Consider the following 17,418-nt stretch of genomic DNA (forward strand, 5'->3'; position numbering starts at 1 on the left):
GTCAGTGCCGAAAGGAAAAAAATTTCGGAAGAAGGATCAGCTGAAGACCGTCAGATACGAGCCGATCTGCGTGAGTTCGACCGGCGCGCTGTCGGCGACCTGCTGCACGGCCCGGTCGATGTCGTTCAGCACGAACACGCCGCTGATCCGTTGCGTGGCCGCCGCGCCCGTCGCGCGGATCAGGCCGACCCGATAACGATTGAACACGTCGGCCACCTCGGCCACCGTGACGTTGTCGGCGACGAACAGTCCGCGCGTCCACGCGGACACCAGCTCGAACGGCTGCGCGAGCCGCCTTGCGCCGTCACGCGTGAACGCCACGCTCTCTCCCGCTTTCACGCGCATCACGCGGCCTCGGGCGAGCCGCAGTTCCGCGTCTCCGTCGCGAACCGCGACGACACTGTGCCGATAAATCCGGCCCACGTTCAACTCGCCGCCCGCGCTCCACACGTCGCCATCGGCGGTCGCGACCGCGAGCGCGTTGCCGGCGCGCGCCGGCATGCTGACGAGCACCTGCCCGACCGGCACGCGCAGCGCGAAATCCGCGTGGCGACTGCCGCGATAGACGCTCGTGCCCGCATCCATCGTCATCCGCGCGCCGCCGGCGAGCTGCACGGTCTGCCGCTGGCCGATCGCGCTGCGCCAGTCCGCATCGAGTCCGAGCCGATGCGCGCTCTCCTTGAGCGCGAGGCCCGCCAGCGCGACGGCCATCGTGCTGAAACCCGCGCGCAACAGCTTGCGGCGCTTCTCCGACGGCACGCGCAGCGCGGCGGCCGCGGCCGCGCGCGCAGCCGAGCCGTCCATCCGCAGCCGCGCGAGCCGTTCCTGCAACGCCGCCCACGCGCGGCTGTTGTCCAACTCGCGATGCCACGCGGCAAACTCCGCGAGTTCGGTTTCGTCGGCGTCGCCGCCGCGCAGCCGCGCCTCCCATTCGATCGCCGCGCGCTCCGATACGGTGAGCATGCTCACGCCGCCCCGCAGCACAGCGCGAGCGCCTGCGCCACGTACTTGCGCACCATGCTCACCGAGACGCCGAGACGCTCCGCGATCTCCGCGTATTTCATGTCCTCGAACTGGCTCATGATGAACGCCTCCCGCGCGCGCGCCGACAACTGCTGGAGCGCCGCGTCGATCAGCACGATCTCCTGCACCGCTTCGAGCGCGACTTCCGGCGGCGGCGTCACACGCTCGGGCGCCTGCGCGAGCATCGACAGATACGCGCGCTCGATGTCGCGCCTGCGCCAGAACTCGAACGTGAGCCGGCGCGCGATCGTCGTGAGGAGCGCGCGCGGCTGGCGGATCGTCGCGACGTCCGGATGCGCGGCCAGTTCCGTGAACGCGCTCGACGCGAGGTCCTCGGCATCGCTGCTGGAGCCGACGAGCCGTTGCATACACCCCGTCAGCCACCCATAACTGTGCCGGAATTCGTGGGTCAGGAATCGCTCGCGCGCGACGGTTGCGGCGAGAAACGAAGGAGGATCGACCGGTCCGTCGATGGAGAGGCTTTGATGTCGGATCGCCATGGCGTACGTGCTATGCGAAGGTCGCCTTGCGCAGGACTGCTCGGGGCGGTGGGCGAAGCGGATGCTGGATCGGCGATTCTAAGGTTCCGCGCGCGCCGCGCCAAAGCACCGTTTATTCGAAGAATATGACGGCTCGCGTGCGTGCCCCGCCCTGCGCTTCCGTTCACAAAAATTCCGCTTTTTTGCTGACGCTTTTCCCCCGTCGTTGCACAAGCCCATCGTTCACCCGCATTCGCAATGCAGACCGCATTGCGCGGCAAGGACACCAAAACAAGCCGGGCATCCTGCACAACGAACCTGCAACGAGCCCGCAACGAACTCGCAACACGACATCAGGACCATCGTGAAAAAACGACAAACCGGAACCACGCCGCCGGTGCCGCGACATGCGCTGCACCTTCTGGCGACGACGCTTTTTCTGTCCGCCGCCCCGGCCATGGCGCAGGGCGGCAGCACCCACGCGTTCCATCTGGCCGTGCAGCCGCTGAACCGCACGCTGCTGTCGATCGCCGCCGAAAGCGGCGTCGCGCTGAGCTACGACCCGAAGCTCGTCGAATCCGTGAATGCCGCGCCGGTGAGCGGCAACCTGACCGCCGCCGAAGCGATCGCGCAAGCGTTGAAAGGCACGGGCCTCGAACTGGTCACCACGGACAGCCGCGCGCTGTCCGTGCGCCGCGCGCAGGCCGCGCCGGCGACGACGTCGGAGAACGCCGACCCAAAAGCTGACCGGCCGAAACGGCCGGTCCCCGCTCCGTCCGACGCCGAGAAAACCACCGTGCTGGGCGCGGTCACGGTCAGCGCGAACCGCAGCCGTCCGAAGGAGGACCCGCAGCGCGCGCCGACCTCGTCGTACCGCGTGACCGGGCGCGAGATCGACGAACAGCACATCACGTCGCTCGCCGACCTGCAGCAACTGGTCCCTGGCCTCAACATCCAGACCACCGATCCGTCCGACACGCAGTTCACGATTCGCGGCATCGGCGACGGCGGCGGGCAGACCAGCGGCGAACAGAACATCGGGATGCCAAGCAGCGTCGCGGTCTATCTCGACAACGTCTATCTGCCGCGCCCCGGCATGCTCGGCGGCGCGCTCGCCGACATCGACTACGTCGACGTGCTGAGCGGCGCGCAGGGCACGACCTTCGGCGCGAATTCGACGGGCGGCGTGGTCGATATCCATACGCCGCTGCCCAGTTTCAAGCCGACCGGCTCGACCAGCATATCGATCGGCGAACACGGCTACGTGCAGAACAAGACGATGTTCTCCGGGCCGATCACCGACACGCTGGCCGGCCGCATCGACTTCCTCCATAGCAGCGAAAACGGCACCGTAACGAACCTCGCGAACGGCGACACGCTGAACGGGTCGTCGATCAACGCGGTGCGCGGGCAACTGCTGTACAAGCCGGACAGCCGCTTCAGCCTGCGCCTGAGCGCCGACTACAGCAACGAGAACGACACGCCGACGGCGGTGCTGTACGCGTCCCACACGATCGACGGCAGCAACCCGTTCCTCACGCATTCGAACCTCGTCGGCAATCGCGTGGTGTACGGCGGCACGGATCACGACGTCGATCTCGACGACGAAAATCACATCCACCTCGTTCAGGGCGGCGCGTCGGCCGAGGCGAACTATCGCTTCGACAGCGGCTACAACCTGCGCTCGGTGAGCGCCTACCGCTATTTCAGCTATCTGCCGTCGCAGGCGGACAGCCTGAGCGTGCCGATCTACGCGAACAGCGGCACGCAGATTCTCGACCGCGCATGGTCGCAGGACTTCCGGCTCGATTCGCCGCACGGCAAGTATTTCGACTACGCGGTCGGCGCGACCTACCTGGGCGAAAACCAGGCCACCCAGGCGTTCACGCGTTATGCGAACAGCACGCTGCCCGGCCTCTATTACGGCAGCGCGTCGTACGACGGCCTCGACGTGATCCGGCTCGGCACCCTGCACGACGAAACGTGGTCGGCGTTCACGCAGGGCACCGTGCACGTCAATTCGCGCTTCGACGTGACCGCCGGCGTGCGGCTCACGTACGAAAAGAAAGGCGGCCAGTTCATCCGCTACAACAAGGCGCCGTTCAACTCCGGCTACCTGATCCAGTACAACACGCTGCCGTCCGCGACGCTGAACTTCCGGTATCTGCTCACGCGCGACCTCAGCAGCTATCTGGCGCTGTCGTACGGCGAGAAGTCCGGCGGGCTCAACGTATCGGCCGGCGCCGCGAAACAGGCCGGCTACAACTCGCTCGTGATCCAGCCGGAACGCACGAAGAGCGCGGAACTCGGCATCAAGGGCGAACTGCTCGACGGCGACCTGATCGCGAAGGCCGACGTCTTTCTCACCTACGTGAACGCGTTCCAGACGCAGAGCTACGACCCCAGCACCGACTCGACCTATCTGACGAACGCGGGCACGTTCCGCTCGCGCGGCGCGGAAACGTCGTTGCAGTACACGCCGGACGATCATTTCCTGATCCAGACGTCGGCGGTCTACAACGACGCGCGCTACCTGAACTACCACCATTCGATCTGCCCGCCGGAAGTGACGCTCGGCCCCGACGGCGGCACCGCCGTCTGCGATCTGACCGGCCGCCAGGTGTTCAACGCGCCGAAGCTGACGCTGAACGCGAGCGTGCGTTATTCGTGGCACACGCTGAACGGCCTCAGTTCGTTCGTCAGCGCGCGCTACTCGTACCGGACGTGGATGTACGGCACCGTCGACGACTCGTCGTTCACGCGCATTCCGGGCTACGGGCTCGTGTCGCTGGCGGCCGGCACCGGCGGCAAGTTCAGCCGCGGCAACTGGTCCGCGTCGATCTGGGTGAACAACCTGTTCAACAAGACCTATTACCGGCGGCTGGTCGAGAGCGACTACGGCTCGGTGGTCGGCTGGATCGGCGAGCCGCGCATGATCGGCGGCACGCTGACGTACCAGTTCTGATCCGCGCGGAGACCCAGGCGATGAAGAGAGGTTTCGACAGGCGCACGTTCTTCAAGACGGTGTCGCTGGCGCTCGGCGCGGCGCCGCTGCGGGACGCGGCGGCGCGCGACGACGCTCGCCGCCGCGATGGAGACAACGATGGCGACTCGCCCACGTCCGCGCCGCTGCAATGGCTCGACGGCGCGCCCGACGACTTCGCCGGCACGACGTGGGGCGTACCGTGGCCGCAAGGCGCGGTGCGGTCCGCCAGCGGATTCGTGCTGCGCGGCGGGGACGGCACGCAGCCGGTGCAGTCGTGGCCGCTCGCGACCTGGCCGGACGGCTCGATCAAATGGTCGGCGCACGCGCTCGCGCCGGACGACCTGCAACGCGTCGGCGGTAGCGGCAACGCAGGCCGCTGCACGCTGGAGCCGGCGAACGGCGAAACGCCCAACGGCCCCGCGCTCGCGACGCAAACCGCCGACGCGATCCAGCTCGACACCGGCCCGCTGCAATGCGTGGTGCCGCGGTCCGGCGACACGCTGTTCCGCACGATCAGCCGGCGCGGCGCGGCCACGCTGCGCGACGGCCGCCTGATCGTGCTCGCAGACGACCGACGCGACACCGACGACGAAACGCAAACGCCGACGCGCAGCCGCTATCGCGGACAGATCGACACCGTCACGCTCGAACAGAACGGCCCGTCGCGCGCGGTCGTCAAACTGACCGGCGCGCATCGGGACGACCGGTCGCACCGCGTGCTGCCGTTCGTCGTGCGGCTCTATTTCTACCGGGGATCGGACAACGTCCGCGCGGTCCACAGCCTCGTGTACGACGTCGATCCGACACACACGTTCATCCGCGGCATCGGCCTGCGCTTCTCCGCGCCGCTCGACGGCGAGCTTCACGAACGCCACGTGCGTTTCGTCGGCGACAACGGCGGCGTGTTCGCCGAAGCCGTGCGCGGGCTGACCGGGCTGCGCCGCAGTCCGGGGCATGAGATCGAAGCCGCTCAAGTGGCCGGCCACGCCGTGCCGTCCGCCACCGAACTGGGTCCGGTCTTCGCGAAGGAACTGCGTTTCGTGCCGGCCTTCGGCGACTACACGCTGCTGCAACCGACGCCGGACGGCTTCACGATCGAGAAACGCACGCAGGCAGGCTGCGGCTGGATTCATTCGGCGAGCGGCACGCGCGCGGCCGGCACCGGTTATCTCGGCACGCCGGGCGGCGGCGTTGCGTTCGGCATCCGCCATTTCTGGCAGAGCTTTCCCGCGCAGATCGACATCGCCAACGCGCAGACCGACACCGCGACCGTCACGCTGTGGCTATGGGCGCCGAACGCGCCGGCCATGGATCTGCGCCCGTATCACGACGGCCTCGGCGAAACGACGTACGAACTGCAACGCGACGCGCTCGACATCACCTACGAGGACTACGAGCCTGGCTTCATGACGCCCTACGGCGTCGCGCGTACGTCCGAAATCGAACTGCAGCTGCTCGCCACGACGCCGACGCCCGCGCAACTCGCCGCGATCAGCCGGCGCATCCAGGCGCCGCCGCAACTGGTCGCGCCGGGCGCATGGCTCGACCGGGCCGGCGTCTTCAGCCCCTATTGGCGTCCGGCGGAACGTGGCCCGGCTCCGGCCGCCGCGCGGCTGGAACACTATCTGGGCTGGGTGTTCGACTACTACCGCGCGCAGGTCGAACAGCGCAAGTGGTACGGCTTCTGGAACTACGGCGACGTGATGCACACATACGACGCGTCGCGCCATGTATGGCGCTACGACGTCGGCGGCTTCGCGTGGGACAACGGCGAACTGAGCACCGAAATCTGGCTGTGGCATTACTACCTGCATTCGGGCCGCGCGGACGCGTTCCGGATGGCCGAGGCGATGACCCGCCATTGCAGCGAGGTCGACGTGCATCACATCGGGCCGTTCAGCCCGCTCGGGTCGCGTCACGACGTGCAGCACTGGGGCGACAGCGCGAAGCAGTTGCGCGTGTCCACGGTTTTCAACCATCGTTTCTTCTATTACCTCACCGCCGACGAACGCGTCGGCGACCTGATGCGCGAACAGGTGAACGCCGTCGAACGGCTGCGCCAGATCCTGCCCGGCCGCAAGATCGGCGAGCGGTTCCCGGAACAGGACCCCGAGCATCACGCGACGGTGTCGTTCGGCACCGACTGGGGCGCGGTAGCTAGCGCGTGGCTGACCGAATGGGAACGCACCGGCGACCCGGCGTGGCGCGAGAAGCTGCGTGCGAGCATGGAGTCGATCGCCGGCCAGCCGCACGGCTTTTTTACCGGCGCGGGCGTGATGGATCTGCGCACCGGACGGTTCCTGCGCGACACGACCGGCACGATCTCCGTTTCGCATCTGAGCGCGGCATTCGGGCTGCCCGAAGTTTGCGGCGAACTGCTGCGCACGTTGCCGGTCCCCGCGTTCCGCGACGCGTGGCTGCAATACTGCACGCTCTATTCGGCGAGCGCGGACGAACAGCAAGCCGCGCTCGGCCAAAGCCTCGGCAAGCTCAATCTGAGCCAGGGACATGCGCGCCTGCTCGCGTTCGCGGGCCGCGAAACCGGCCGCCCCGACCTGCTGCAACGCGCGTGGGCGCAGTTCTTCGCGGGGAAAGCCGGCAGCACGTATGCCGACTTCGAAAGCCGGCGCATCCGCGTGCCGGACGTGCTGTACGACATCGACGAAGCGCGGCGCGTATCGACCAATTCGACCGCCCAGTGGGGACTCGGCGCGATCGGGCTGCTGGCGCTCGCCGCGCCGCAGATCCCCGCGGAGGACGCGCCATGAAGCCATCGAACGGGGGACGCCGCGGGTTCATCAAGACGTCGATGTCGGCCGCGCTGGCGGCGACGGCGCCGGCGGCGGCGCGCGCGGCAAGTTCGGCAAGCCCGTCCAGTGCGGCCGCCGGGCGGTCCGCGGTCAGGCCCAACATCGTGCTCTACATCGCGGATCAGTTCCGCTGGGACTTCGTCGGCGCGAACGGCCTCAACGCGTCGACGCGCACGCCGAATCTCGATGCGCTGGCCGCGCGCGGCGTGAACTTCACCGGCGCGCTGACGAACCAGCCCGTCTGCGCGCCCGCGCGCTCGGTGCTGTTCACGAGCCGCCACGCGACGGAAGCCGGCGTCTGGCACAACGGACTGCGGCTCGATCCGTCGCTGCCGACGCTCGCGGGCGAACTGCGCCGAGCCGGCTATAGCGCGAACTACATCGGCAAATGGCATCTCGCGCTGGAGAACCCGCGCGACGGCGGCGATCCGGGTCCGGTGAAAGCCGCGGATCGCGGCGGCTTTCTCGACCTGTGGGAAGGCGCGAACGCGCTGGAGCACACGAGTCACCCCTACGAAGGGACGATCTGGGACGCCGACAACCAGCCGATCCGTTTCAGGGACCAGTACCGGGTCGATTTTCTGACCGACCGGGCCGAACGGTTCCTGCGCGCGAAGCACGACAAGCCGTTCTTCCTGTGCGTGTCGCAACTGGAGCCGCATCAGCAGAACGACCTGCATCGCCCGGTTGCGCCGAACGGCGCGGCGGCGCGTTTCGCGAATCCCGCCGTGCCGGAAGACCTGCGCCCGTTTCCGGGCACGTGGCAAGACCAGTTGCCCGACTACTACGGCTGCATCGAGGCGATCGATACGTCGGTCGGCCGCCTGCGGCGCGTGCTCGAAGAAGCGCATCTGGCGTCGAACACGATCTTCGTGTTCGTCAGCGATCACGGCTGCCACTTCATGACGCGCAACCAGGAGTACAAGCGCAGCGTGCACAACAGCTCGCTACGCGTTCCGCTGATCGTCGACGGCCCCGGATTCGACCGGTCAATCGCGGTGCCGGGCCTCGTCGGCCTGATCGACGTCGCGCCGACCCTGCTCGATGCGGCAGGCGTCGATATACCGGCCGGCTGGAAGGGGCGCAGCGCGATGCCGCTGCTCGACGATGCGAACGCGCGGCGCACGTGGTCGAACCCGCAATTCGTGCAGATCAGCGAATCGATGACCGGACGCGCGATCCGGACCGACGACTGGACTTACTGCGTCGCCGACCTGGCGGGCAACACGCATCAGGCGTGCGCATCGGCGTACCAGGAATACCAGCTTTACGACCAGCGCAGAGATCCGCACGAAATCGTGAATCTGGCGGGACGCAAAGAGTATCGCGCGATCGCCGACACGCTGAAGGCGCAACTGCTTCGCATGATCGCGGACGCAGGAGAGCCGCCGGCGGAAATACTGCCTGCGAAGCTTTATCCGTAATGGGCATTCGACAGATGACCGTCCGTGTCGGTCCTCATTCGCCGGCTGCCCGGACGATATGTTCGGGCAGCTGTTCGTTTCATCCCACCCTATCCGCAATCCACAACGATGACGTTTCGACTTTATTTACACCGCTTCCTCACCTGCCTCGCGTTGCTCACGCTATCCGCCGTCGCCGTGGCGGGCGATGCGCCGCCGCGTAGCTGGATCGATCCGGATACCGGCCACCGCGTCATTCGCCTGACCGACGAGCCCGGTTCGGGCAGCCTGTACTTCAACATCAACGCATTCACACCCGATGGCAAGCAGATGGTCTACACCACGCCCGATCGCGGCATCGCGGTGCTCGACCTGACGACCTTCACGTCGCGGCCGCTGGTGAAAGGGCCGGTGGGAGGCGGTCCCGGCGCCGTCGTGGTGGGACGCAGGACGCTCACCGTCTATTACTTCAAGGGATCGCCGGACGATCCGCTGTACGCGTCGCTATGGGCGGCCGATATCGATACCGGCAAGCAGCGCAAGATCGCCGACCTGCCGCGCCGCTCGGGCATCTTTTCGATCAACGCCGACGAAACCCTCGGCGTCGGCAGCTACATCGTCGGCGAAGGCGAGGATTACAACGGCCGCCAGGCCGGACAGGCCGCGCAGGCCCACGGCATCAACGAGCCGCTCGACAAGAAGGCGAAGATGGCGCGCCGACTCGCCGCGCGGCTGCCGATGATCGTGTTCACCGTCGATCTGCATACCGGCCACACGAAGCCGGTGCTCGCAAGCACGGACTGGATCGATCACCTGCAATTCTCGCCGACCGACCCGACGCTGCTGATGTACGCGCACCAGGGCGCCTGGCAACAGGTCGAAAAACTGTGGACGATCCGCACCGACGGCTCCGACAACCGGCACATCGATCCGCGCATCATGGAGATGGAAGGCGTCGGGCACCAGTGGTGGGACGACAACGGGAACATCTGGTACGACCTGCACTTTCCCGAGGGCGTGGATGCCTTCGTGGCCAGCTACAACGTCGAGAACGGCAAGCGGATCTGGTATCACTACGAGCAGCAGGAATCGTCGATCCATTTCAACCGTTCGGCTGACGGCACGCTGTTCGCGGGCGACGGCAGCGCGGCGCCCGGCGCGAAGTGGATCTATCTGTTCCGCCCGGAACGGGTGCAGGACGACCACAGCCTCGGGGAACACCTGATCCAGCCGGGGCGTCTGAAGGCCGAACGACTGGTCAACATGTCCACCCACAACTACCACCTGGAACCGAACGTGCGTTTCACGCCCGATGGCAAGTACGTGATCTTCCGCTCGAACATGTTCGGGCCGACGTATGTCTTCGCGGTGGAGGTCGATCGGGCGGACGGGGCTGCCGCTGCCCGTTGAGTTTTGATCTCCTGCGTGCCGGAGCGCGGCGGTCACGCGCCGGCACTCGAACCATGCCGGCGGTTGACCGCCGCCGGCACGGCCGCCGAGGCCGCATCGATCCCGCTGGGGTTATTCGCGTTTGCGCAGCGGATCGAGCAGGCTTTTCAGGCCGTTATGGTCCATCTCGTGCATCAGCGCGAGCAGCCGGCCGAGTTCGCCTCGCGGGAATCCTTCACGGGCCAGCCAGTTAAGGTAATGCCCGGGCAGGTCGGCGATGAGCCGGCCTTTGTATTTGCCGAAGGGCATGGTGACGGTGACGAGGCGTTCGAGGTCTGGGACTGACATGGCGGGTATTGTGCACGGCTTTCCGTTTCCGCAAGCCCGGCACAGCGCTCTCGCAGCGTGCGGGCCGATCCTGCACGACTGAAAGTCGTGAGCCGGCGGAACATACGACCGGAATGCTCGTTCGATGATGCAGGGTGACGGGAGTATGACAGCCGGCAGCAGTGCAACGTCCGATTCTGGTCCGATTCGGATTCTGCCTGGTGCGCATTCACCGCTCCAAACGCGGCAATCCATGGAAAACCACGCGCAGGGGTTCTACCATGAAGGGTCGACCGCAACCATGGAATCCGCATCGTGCCCGAACTGGAGACATGGCCCATCGCCCGTGAGGAACAGGCCAACAGCATCAGCCACATCATCGGCCTGGCCGCCGCCGGTGCGGCCCTCTTTGTCTGGCACCCCCTCTCGAACCATGCGTGGGATTCGCGTCCGCTGTTCGGCGTCTATCTCTATGCGCTTTCGCTCGGCGCGCTGTATCTGTTCTCGGCGGCCTCGCACGGATGTCCGCAGGGGGAATACAAGCAGGTGCTGACGCGCCTCGACGAAGGCGCGATCTTCATCTTCGTCGCCGGCACCTATTCGGCTTTCTCGCTAGGTTCGCCTCGGCCTCCCGACTGGTTCGCGCTCGGGTTCGTCTGGTGCGTGGCCGTCGCGGGGGCGGTGCTGAAAGTCGCCGGGAAACTGTCCGATCGACGCGTCGCCGTCGCCTGTTATCTGCTGCTGGGCTGGTCCGCGTTCTTCGCCGTGCGCCCGCTTTTGCGCAACGCCTCGCACGAGACGGTGGTCTGGCTCGCCGTCGGGTGCCTCTGCTACACCACTGGCGTGTATTTCTACATGCGAAGTGCGCACGCGCGTTTTAGCCATCTGATATGGCATCTTTTCGTGATGGGCGGCACCGGCTGCCATCTGGCCTCGATACTGTGCTATCTCGCCCCCGGCGCACCCGTCACCACGACGCTTATGGACATCGTCCGGGCGGTTTGACGTCGTGTGGGGCGGATGCGTAGTCATCCGGCGCGCACGGCAGGCCGGCCAGCACGCGCTGCCGACCCAGCATCGCGCGGTATGGGCATCAGCGACATTCAGTCGATCACGCTTCTTCCGGCGCGCAATGCACGGTGAAGTTCACGAGCTTGACCGGACCAAAAGTGTTGCTTAGCGCAACGTCGGCGGCGTCTCGTCCGCGGGCCATCAACACCCGTCCTATGCGCGCGACGTTGTTGCGCGGATCGAAGGTCTGCCAGCAGCCGCCCACATACGCCTCGAACCACGCCGCGAAATCCATCGTGCCATAGGGCAACGGCTCGCCGACGTCGCTGATGTACCCCGTGCAGTAACGCGCCGGAATGTTCATGGCGCGGCACAATGCGACCGCCAGGTGCGCAAAATCGCGGCACACGCCCCGTTTCTCGTGATACGCCTGCCACGCGGTTTTGGTCGGCCTCGCAAACTCGTATCCGAAGACGATATGACCATGAACGAAATCGCAGATCGCCTGCACCCGGTCGCGACCGGGCGGCGCTTTGTCGAAAAGCTTCCACGCGATGTCGGACAGCAAATCGGTCTCGCAATAACGGCTGCCCAGCAGAAATACCATGCACTCGTCGGGCAACTCGTCGACCGGATGCTGGTAACCGTAGGGCTCGCGCGCTTCGGGTTGATCGGAGATATCGAGCAGCGCGGTCGTCGACATCGTGATCCGCCCCGGCGGCGCCACGAGCCGGCTGCAAAGATTGCCGAAACCGTCCCGATATTGCCGGATAGCCACCGGCGGATCGACGACCAGCAGATCGGCCGACACGACTTCCTGCACACGCGAGTAGTGCGTGCTCAGCATCAGCATCATCGGCGTGTCCTGCTCGCACTCGTAACTCAATTCATAACCAACGCGCAGTTTCATTGCGGCAGCCTTCACATAACGATTCAATCGGGTCCTCGGTCACGTTCACTTCGACATCCAGACCGCGAAACGAATCTGGTGCGCCTGTCCACGTTCCCCACAATGGCAAAGCCTGATGCTGATCCCAACCGACCGCCACCCGGATCAGGTGTTGATTTCCGATAATGCTGTTGGTCGGATCGAAATCCACCCAACCCGCACCCGGCAGGAAGATTTGCAGCCACGCGTGCGTGGCGCCGCCGCCCTGAATGGCGGCGCGATCCGGCACGAAGAGGTAGCCGCTCACGAACCGTGCGGCAAGACCCAGCGAGCGAACCGCGTCGATCATCAGAACGGCGAAATCCCTGCAACTGCCGCTACGACGGGACAACGTATCGGCCGGGCGGTAGACGCCCTTCTCCTCGCGCCGGACATAACGGAATTCGCCGTTGATTCCGGTCGTCATCGCGCGCAGCAGCCCCATCGTGGATCGGTCGCCGGCTCGCGCAACGAAGCTCCGCGCCCATGCGTCGACAACGGCGTCGGGACCTCGGCGGCTGCGTGCGTTCACGAGATCCGCAGCCTCTTCGTTGGTGTAGGCGAACGGCCAGCTTGCGGCATACGGCTCGATCGCATATTCCGGCGAAGGCACCTCGTGGTGCTCAAGCGTCACCGTGCTATCGAACTGGAGTTGAGAGGCGTCGTCCGCGAACGTGGCTACCGCGACAGAATTGTCGAATACGTCGTGAAGCCAGTGCAGGCGTACGGGCTGCGGCGTAATGCTCAGTCGCGACGCCACGAGCCGTAGATCGTGGCCGGAGCGCGGACGGAACATCATCCGATGCTCGCCGAAACTCACGGGCGAAGAATAACGATAGGTGCTCTTGTGCCGGACAGTGAGGCGCCGCGGCCCGCTCATGGTTCCGCCCGATTCAGGCATCACGCTTGCTGGGTAAACCTGCTGCGACAGGGCGATCAGGCCATCGACGCTGCATGACCTGTGCGGTGCCTGGCCTGGATTCCTGTCTGAATCCGCGTCACAGGCACCGAATTGAAAGACGACGTTTCGAGCATACACCTTCGAGGTATCTAAAGCTTCTTATCTTTTCGCGGCGCGGACGAAAAACTGCGCCGCAACGAAACGACACAGCTCATTCAATACCTTTGGGATCCTATCGATGGACTGTGCGATTCACTGACCGATATCCGACACGTCCCTGCCATAACAGGGCTAAACTGAAAAACACGACAAACCGGATCAGGGAGCAGTGCCATGCGCGAAGCCACCCCTCAAAACACATTTCGCGGCCTTCCTTTGACCCAGGAGCAGGACGCGGAAGTCAGGCACTACATCAAGCGGAAAAGACAACGTGGCGCATCATGGGACACGCCGGAACTGAAGGCCATGCTTGACGACATGCTGGCGCCCCCGGACGACGAAGAAGGAGAAACCGGCGAAACCGTCGACGAGACCCGCTCGGCCACCGAGCGCGCAACCGCTTCCGTCACCGAGACGATCGAGCCCATTGAGGCGAGCGAGGAGCGCAATGCGGCGATGGAGGCCGAGGGCATGAAAGGACCGGGACGCTAGATTCCGGCTGCTCCTGCGGGCATTCGCGACATCCGCGATGCGTGCGGGGTCGCCGCGACAGTCGAAAACCAGCTTATTTTCATGTCGCACAGGCAATCGCAAGCGCCGTTTTTCATGCAGCGCCTGCGGAGTGATTGCCCGTGAGCATTTGCAATTACGCTTGCATTGCTGCCCTAAAGAGCGCACTCTCATGGGAGTCAACGTACGGGGCTGCCCGTTCTGCCTCGATGCCGCACGGTTTCTTCCGCCGCTTCCGCCAATATGGGGTGTTCTGAAAAGGAAACACCCTAACGTTCCCGACGACAGACATTGCGACGACCCATTTCGTACGTCGTGCAGTCTCTGTTCGCCCCGCCTTGTTCGACGGTTTTTGTCCGGCGATCGAGAATTTCCTCCACGAATCGCTCAATTCGAACGGTTTGGTGATCCGGCAGGCGCGCTCAACGCGCTCCGGCCGCAAACGTACCAACCCGGCCAGCATTGCAAAGCGACTTCCGGCATTTCGAACCGGGAGCGCATGCGGACAACCCGCTCGCCATCGTCGGGGTCCTTCTAAATTTTTATGGAGCCAGCATGCTCAAACGAAACAGCGTACCTGCACCGTCGTCGCCCGTCAGGCAAAGCGACTTCATCATCACGCAGAAGGCGCGCGCCGCCGCGCTGCAGAAGGCGGACAGCGAGCGCGCCCAGAAGCGGCTCGAAAATGACGCGCGCCTCGACGTCAACGCCAGCAAGTGGCGATATGAAAGCCCTCGGTAACGAGATGGGAAAAGGCAATGTGGTGATCAACTTCCCCAATCCCAGCCGTATCCACGACGCGTCCAGACATTGCGTGTGCTTCTGGGGTTACGACAACGCTCGCGAGATTGCCTTTCTGGTCGACGACGCCATGCTGACGAAGCTGAACCCCAGCACGGGTTCGGACGAGTCCGCGCTGCTAGCGGTCTTCGACCGCAACCGCGACCGGATTCTGGGACTGGCCAGAAACCTGTATAAAGGCGGCCCGCAAAACAGATATTCGATCTCGCTCGACTGAGGGTCTGTCGTCACATGAGGCCCGTACGAGCGACTTTCTCGCAGGGGTCGGCCCGAAAACAGAGGGCGACAATCGCAACCCGCGCACCCGGAACGGGCGACACGGCGATTGCTTCCGCAATGGAAAAAACGAAGGAGAAACATAATGGCAAAAGGTCAACTACGCGGTAATCGCGAAGCGAAAAAGCCCAAGCAACCCAAGAAACTGCTGTCTCCCGCTGTAGAGGGAGCCTGGCCGGCCGCGTCGAAAACCGCTGTCGCCAGCAAGCCGGCAAAGAAGAAATAGCAGGCGCCGGGTTGCGGCAATGGCGTGTGATGGGGGTCCACGATCACCGTATCGGCGGGACCTGCCGCCTTTGAAGAAACTCGTTCGCATGCTGGAACGGGCTGCCGACCTTTCGGCATCGCCCCCGCCCTTTTCCGCGTGACGCGAAGCGGCGCTCGCCGCGTTGCGGCAATCGCTGCATACGCCGGCCGGATCGTGCACATATCTCCCGGTTCGCGCTGCACCCGCATCATTCCTCCGGCGGCGACCGCCGTCTGTACCACTTCATCAATGGCCGTATCGATATACCGTGCGCAAAGATGGACGCCGAAACCGTCGCGAGCGTCAGCGTGATCAGTTGCTGCGCGATGGACGGATCGATGCCGCGTCGAATCGCGAACATCAGATAAAACACGGAGCCGATTCCCCGTATTCCGAACCATGAAACCATCGCTCGCGCCCGTCCCGTACCGGCCGCACCGAGCGTTCCGGCGGCGACCGCGATAGGGCGCACAAGCACGAACATCGTCGGAATGAACCACCACAACGCGTACCACGCAGTGGCATAAGGAAGCAGCGCGCCGACCAGCAGCACAACCGTCAGTTCAGCAAGATGCTCCAGTTGCGCGTTGAATCCCAGCACCGCATCGGTCATCACCGTGCTGGCATGATGCGAGTGCGTCGCTATCACCCCATACGCGTGCCCTTCCGCGCCCGTGGCCGCGCCGAGCGACACAGTCCCTTCCTGCGGCTTGTCCTGCACCCGCTGAAGCGCCAGGCCGACCGCAAAGACAGCCAGAAACCCCGACGCATGACACAGTTGCGCCGCGCCATAGGCGATGGCGATCAAGCCGAGCGACAGGAACTCGTCGAGGCCGACGGCTTCCGAATGCCGCGTGCGCAGATACACGACCAGCCGGCCGATCAGGGCGCCGAGCCCCGCGCCGATGAGCACCCCGCCCACGCTCGCCCATACCAGGTCCACCGCCAGCCAGCGCCAGAGATTGAACGACGCGCCATCATGCCGGGACAGTAGCGCGAGGCCCAGCATCACGAACGGATACGCTGTGCCGTCGTTCAACGCGCCCTCGCCGGCAAGGCTGAAGCGCAACTGATCGGGATCCCTGCCGCGTTCGGTCTGCACGCCGGAAGCGAGAACAGGGTCCGTGGGAGCCAGAATGCCGCCAAGCAGCACCGCCGCTCCCAACGGCAGCCCCAGCCCCCACATGCCGACCGCTGCAATCAGTCCCACCGTGATCGCCATCGAGATGAACGCGAGACGCAGCGGAACGATCCATCGTCGGTCGAGAATCGGCACGCCCATGCGTAATCCGACGGTAAACAGCGAGATCAGCAGCGCCCCTTCCGCCACCCGGCCGATCACCTCGGCATGATGCAGCGGATCCGGCGCGATCAGCCCGAGCACGCCGGGACCGACGAGGTAACCGGCGACCAGATAAATCGTCGCGCTGCTCAACAGCAGACGCGCCAGCGGCGCGCTCGCCACCACCATGGTGATGAGCAGAAGGCCGCACAACAGATACCAGAGGGGATCGGACATGGATCGCGGACAACATCGCAGGGACGCTCGCCGGGCGAGTCGCAGTCGGGTTCACCGAAGCCGCTGCGGTGAACGGCGGACGGCAAGCGGAAGGTTCGGCTTCATTCTGACATCCGCGCCTTCGCGTTCGCGTCGTATGACCGTCGGCCCGGCATCGGTACGATAGCGTGCAGACTGGCGAATCGGGCCCGGACACAATCCGTGAACTCGCTGGATCACGGCGTTGAGGGGTTGGCCATGCTGCATCATCAATTCGAAAAAGAACTGACGCATCTCGAACTGGTCTTTCCGCTGTTGGCGGCGGGCGGTCCGTTTGCACTCTCATACTGGCGGAGCCGCGCGACGGCGCTGTCGGCCTACCAAAGCGTCGTTCCGTCGGGCGCGCTACGCATCGTCTGGTTGCTCGATATGCTCGACAGGATCGAGCAACAGGCCCGCATCGCACCGTCTCCGTTGCGCCGGATTTATTCCCGTACAAAGGCGGATGCCGGTTCGAAAGGCCGCTAGTCGTCCCGGCCCGGCGGCGCGTGTCGTGAGCGACTGTCGAGAATGCCTCGTCCCTCCTTGACGCTCACCGCTACGCGCAGCGCCGCCCCGCGAACTCATTCGGCAATGCCCCGAACACCCGGTTTGTACTACGCCCACAGCC

General features: G+C 65.2%; 16 protein-coding genes. 10 read left to right on the plus strand and 6 right to left on the minus strand.

Annotation, left to right across the window (positions count from 1 at the left end):
* Positions 1-36: 36 nt before the first annotated feature.
* Both BLV92_RS17985 and BLV92_RS17990 read right to left on the minus strand, forming a co-directional pair.
* A complete protein-coding gene (locus BLV92_RS17985) occupies positions 37-963 on the minus strand; it encodes a FecR family protein (RefSeq protein ID WP_143040697.1) in 927 nt (308 codons plus the stop codon).
* 2 nt (positions 964-965) lie between these two features.
* The gene (locus BLV92_RS17990; RefSeq protein WP_090547562.1) at positions 966-1,523 is read right to left on the minus strand and encodes a sigma-70 family RNA polymerase sigma factor; all 558 of its coding nucleotides are present in this window, start codon (positions 1,521-1,523) and stop codon (positions 966-968) included.
* 343 nt (positions 1,524-1,866) lie between these two features.
* Here BLV92_RS17990 and BLV92_RS17995 point away from each other — a divergent pair, with 343 nt between their 5' ends.
* From BLV92_RS17995 to BLV92_RS18010, 4 genes are all read left to right on the plus strand, one after another.
* The gene (locus BLV92_RS17995; RefSeq protein WP_134166061.1) at positions 1,867-4,467 is read left to right on the plus strand and encodes a TonB-dependent receptor; all 2,601 of its coding nucleotides are present in this window, start codon (positions 1,867-1,869) and stop codon (positions 4,465-4,467) included.
* Positions 4,468-4,487: 20 nt separating this feature from the next.
* Entirely contained in the window at positions 4,488-7,256 is a 2,769-nt protein-coding gene (locus tag BLV92_RS18000) for an exo-rhamnogalacturonan lyase family protein (protein WP_090547565.1), read from the plus strand.
* Positions 7,253-8,722, plus strand: a complete 1,470-nt coding sequence (locus tag BLV92_RS18005; protein ID WP_090547567.1) for a sulfatase-like hydrolase/transferase — start codon at positions 7,253-7,255, stop codon at positions 8,720-8,722. Before BLV92_RS18000 ends, BLV92_RS18005 begins: the two co-directional genes overlap by 4 nt.
* A 108-nt stretch (positions 8,723-8,830) precedes the next feature.
* Positions 8,831-10,111 carry an oligogalacturonate lyase family protein gene (locus BLV92_RS18010; RefSeq protein ID WP_090547569.1) on the plus strand — a complete coding sequence of 427 codons (1,281 nt, stop codon included), beginning with the start codon at positions 8,831-8,833 and terminating at the stop codon, positions 10,109-10,111.
* 111 nt (positions 10,112-10,222) lie between these two features.
* Here the strand turns inward: BLV92_RS18010 and BLV92_RS18015 are convergent, their stop codons facing one another.
* Positions 10,223-10,438, minus strand: a complete 216-nt coding sequence (locus BLV92_RS18015) for a DUF3820 family protein (protein WP_090547570.1) — start codon at positions 10,436-10,438, stop codon at positions 10,223-10,225.
* Between the two features lie 294 nt (positions 10,439-10,732).
* Between BLV92_RS18015 and trhA the strand changes: the two genes are divergently transcribed.
* A complete protein-coding gene (gene trhA, locus BLV92_RS18020; RefSeq protein ID WP_166676566.1) occupies positions 10,733-11,422 on the plus strand; it encodes a PAQR family membrane homeostasis protein TrhA in 690 nt (229 codons plus the stop codon).
* 106 nt (positions 11,423-11,528) lie between these two features.
* Here the strand turns inward: trhA and BLV92_RS18025 are convergent, their stop codons facing one another.
* Together BLV92_RS18025 and BLV92_RS18030 are read right to left on the minus strand one after the other, a co-directional pair.
* Positions 11,529-12,338, minus strand: coding sequence for a transglutaminase-like domain-containing protein (locus tag BLV92_RS18025; RefSeq protein ID WP_090547573.1), 810 nt, complete (start codon positions 12,336-12,338; stop codon positions 11,529-11,531).
* Positions 12,316-13,257, minus strand: a complete 942-nt coding sequence (locus BLV92_RS18030; protein ID WP_243842378.1) for a transglutaminase family protein — start codon at positions 13,255-13,257, stop codon at positions 12,316-12,318. Before BLV92_RS18030 ends, BLV92_RS18025 begins: the two co-directional genes overlap by 23 nt.
* A 333-nt stretch (positions 13,258-13,590) precedes the next feature.
* On the opposite strand from BLV92_RS18030, the gene BLV92_RS18035 reads away from it, so the two are divergent.
* From BLV92_RS18035 to BLV92_RS32130, 4 genes are all read left to right on the plus strand, one after another.
* Positions 13,591-13,908: a hypothetical protein gene (locus tag BLV92_RS18035; RefSeq protein ID WP_090547577.1), complete on the plus strand. Its 318-nt coding sequence runs from the start codon at positions 13,591-13,593 to the stop codon at positions 13,906-13,908.
* A gap of 480 nt (positions 13,909-14,388) precedes the next feature.
* A complete protein-coding gene (locus BLV92_RS18040; RefSeq protein WP_243842377.1) occupies positions 14,389-14,667 on the plus strand; it encodes a hypothetical protein in 279 nt (92 codons plus the stop codon).
* Entirely contained in the window at positions 14,651-14,944 is a 294-nt protein-coding gene (locus BLV92_RS18045) for a DUF1488 family protein (RefSeq protein WP_373681812.1), read from the plus strand. Before BLV92_RS18040 ends, BLV92_RS18045 begins: the two co-directional genes overlap by 17 nt.
* A gap of 144 nt (positions 14,945-15,088) precedes the next feature.
* A complete protein-coding gene (locus BLV92_RS32130) occupies positions 15,089-15,229 on the plus strand; it encodes a hypothetical protein (RefSeq protein ID WP_167627110.1) in 141 nt (46 codons plus the stop codon).
* A gap of 229 nt (positions 15,230-15,458) precedes the next feature.
* Here the strand turns inward: BLV92_RS32130 and BLV92_RS18050 are convergent, their stop codons facing one another.
* A complete protein-coding gene (locus BLV92_RS18050) occupies positions 15,459-16,769 on the minus strand; it encodes a cation:proton antiporter (protein WP_090547581.1) in 1,311 nt (436 codons plus the stop codon).
* A gap of 201 nt (positions 16,770-16,970) precedes the next feature.
* On the opposite strand from BLV92_RS18050, the gene BLV92_RS32365 reads away from it, so the two are divergent.
* Positions 16,971-17,276, plus strand: a complete 306-nt coding sequence (locus tag BLV92_RS32365) for a hypothetical protein (RefSeq protein WP_177197935.1) — start codon at positions 16,971-16,973, stop codon at positions 17,274-17,276.
* Positions 17,277-17,418 lie beyond the last annotated feature (142 nt).

Origin of the sequence: Paraburkholderia caballeronis (assembly GCF_900104845.1) — a bacterium.
Classification (GTDB): domain Bacteria; phylum Pseudomonadota; class Gammaproteobacteria; order Burkholderiales; family Burkholderiaceae; genus Paraburkholderia; species Paraburkholderia caballeronis.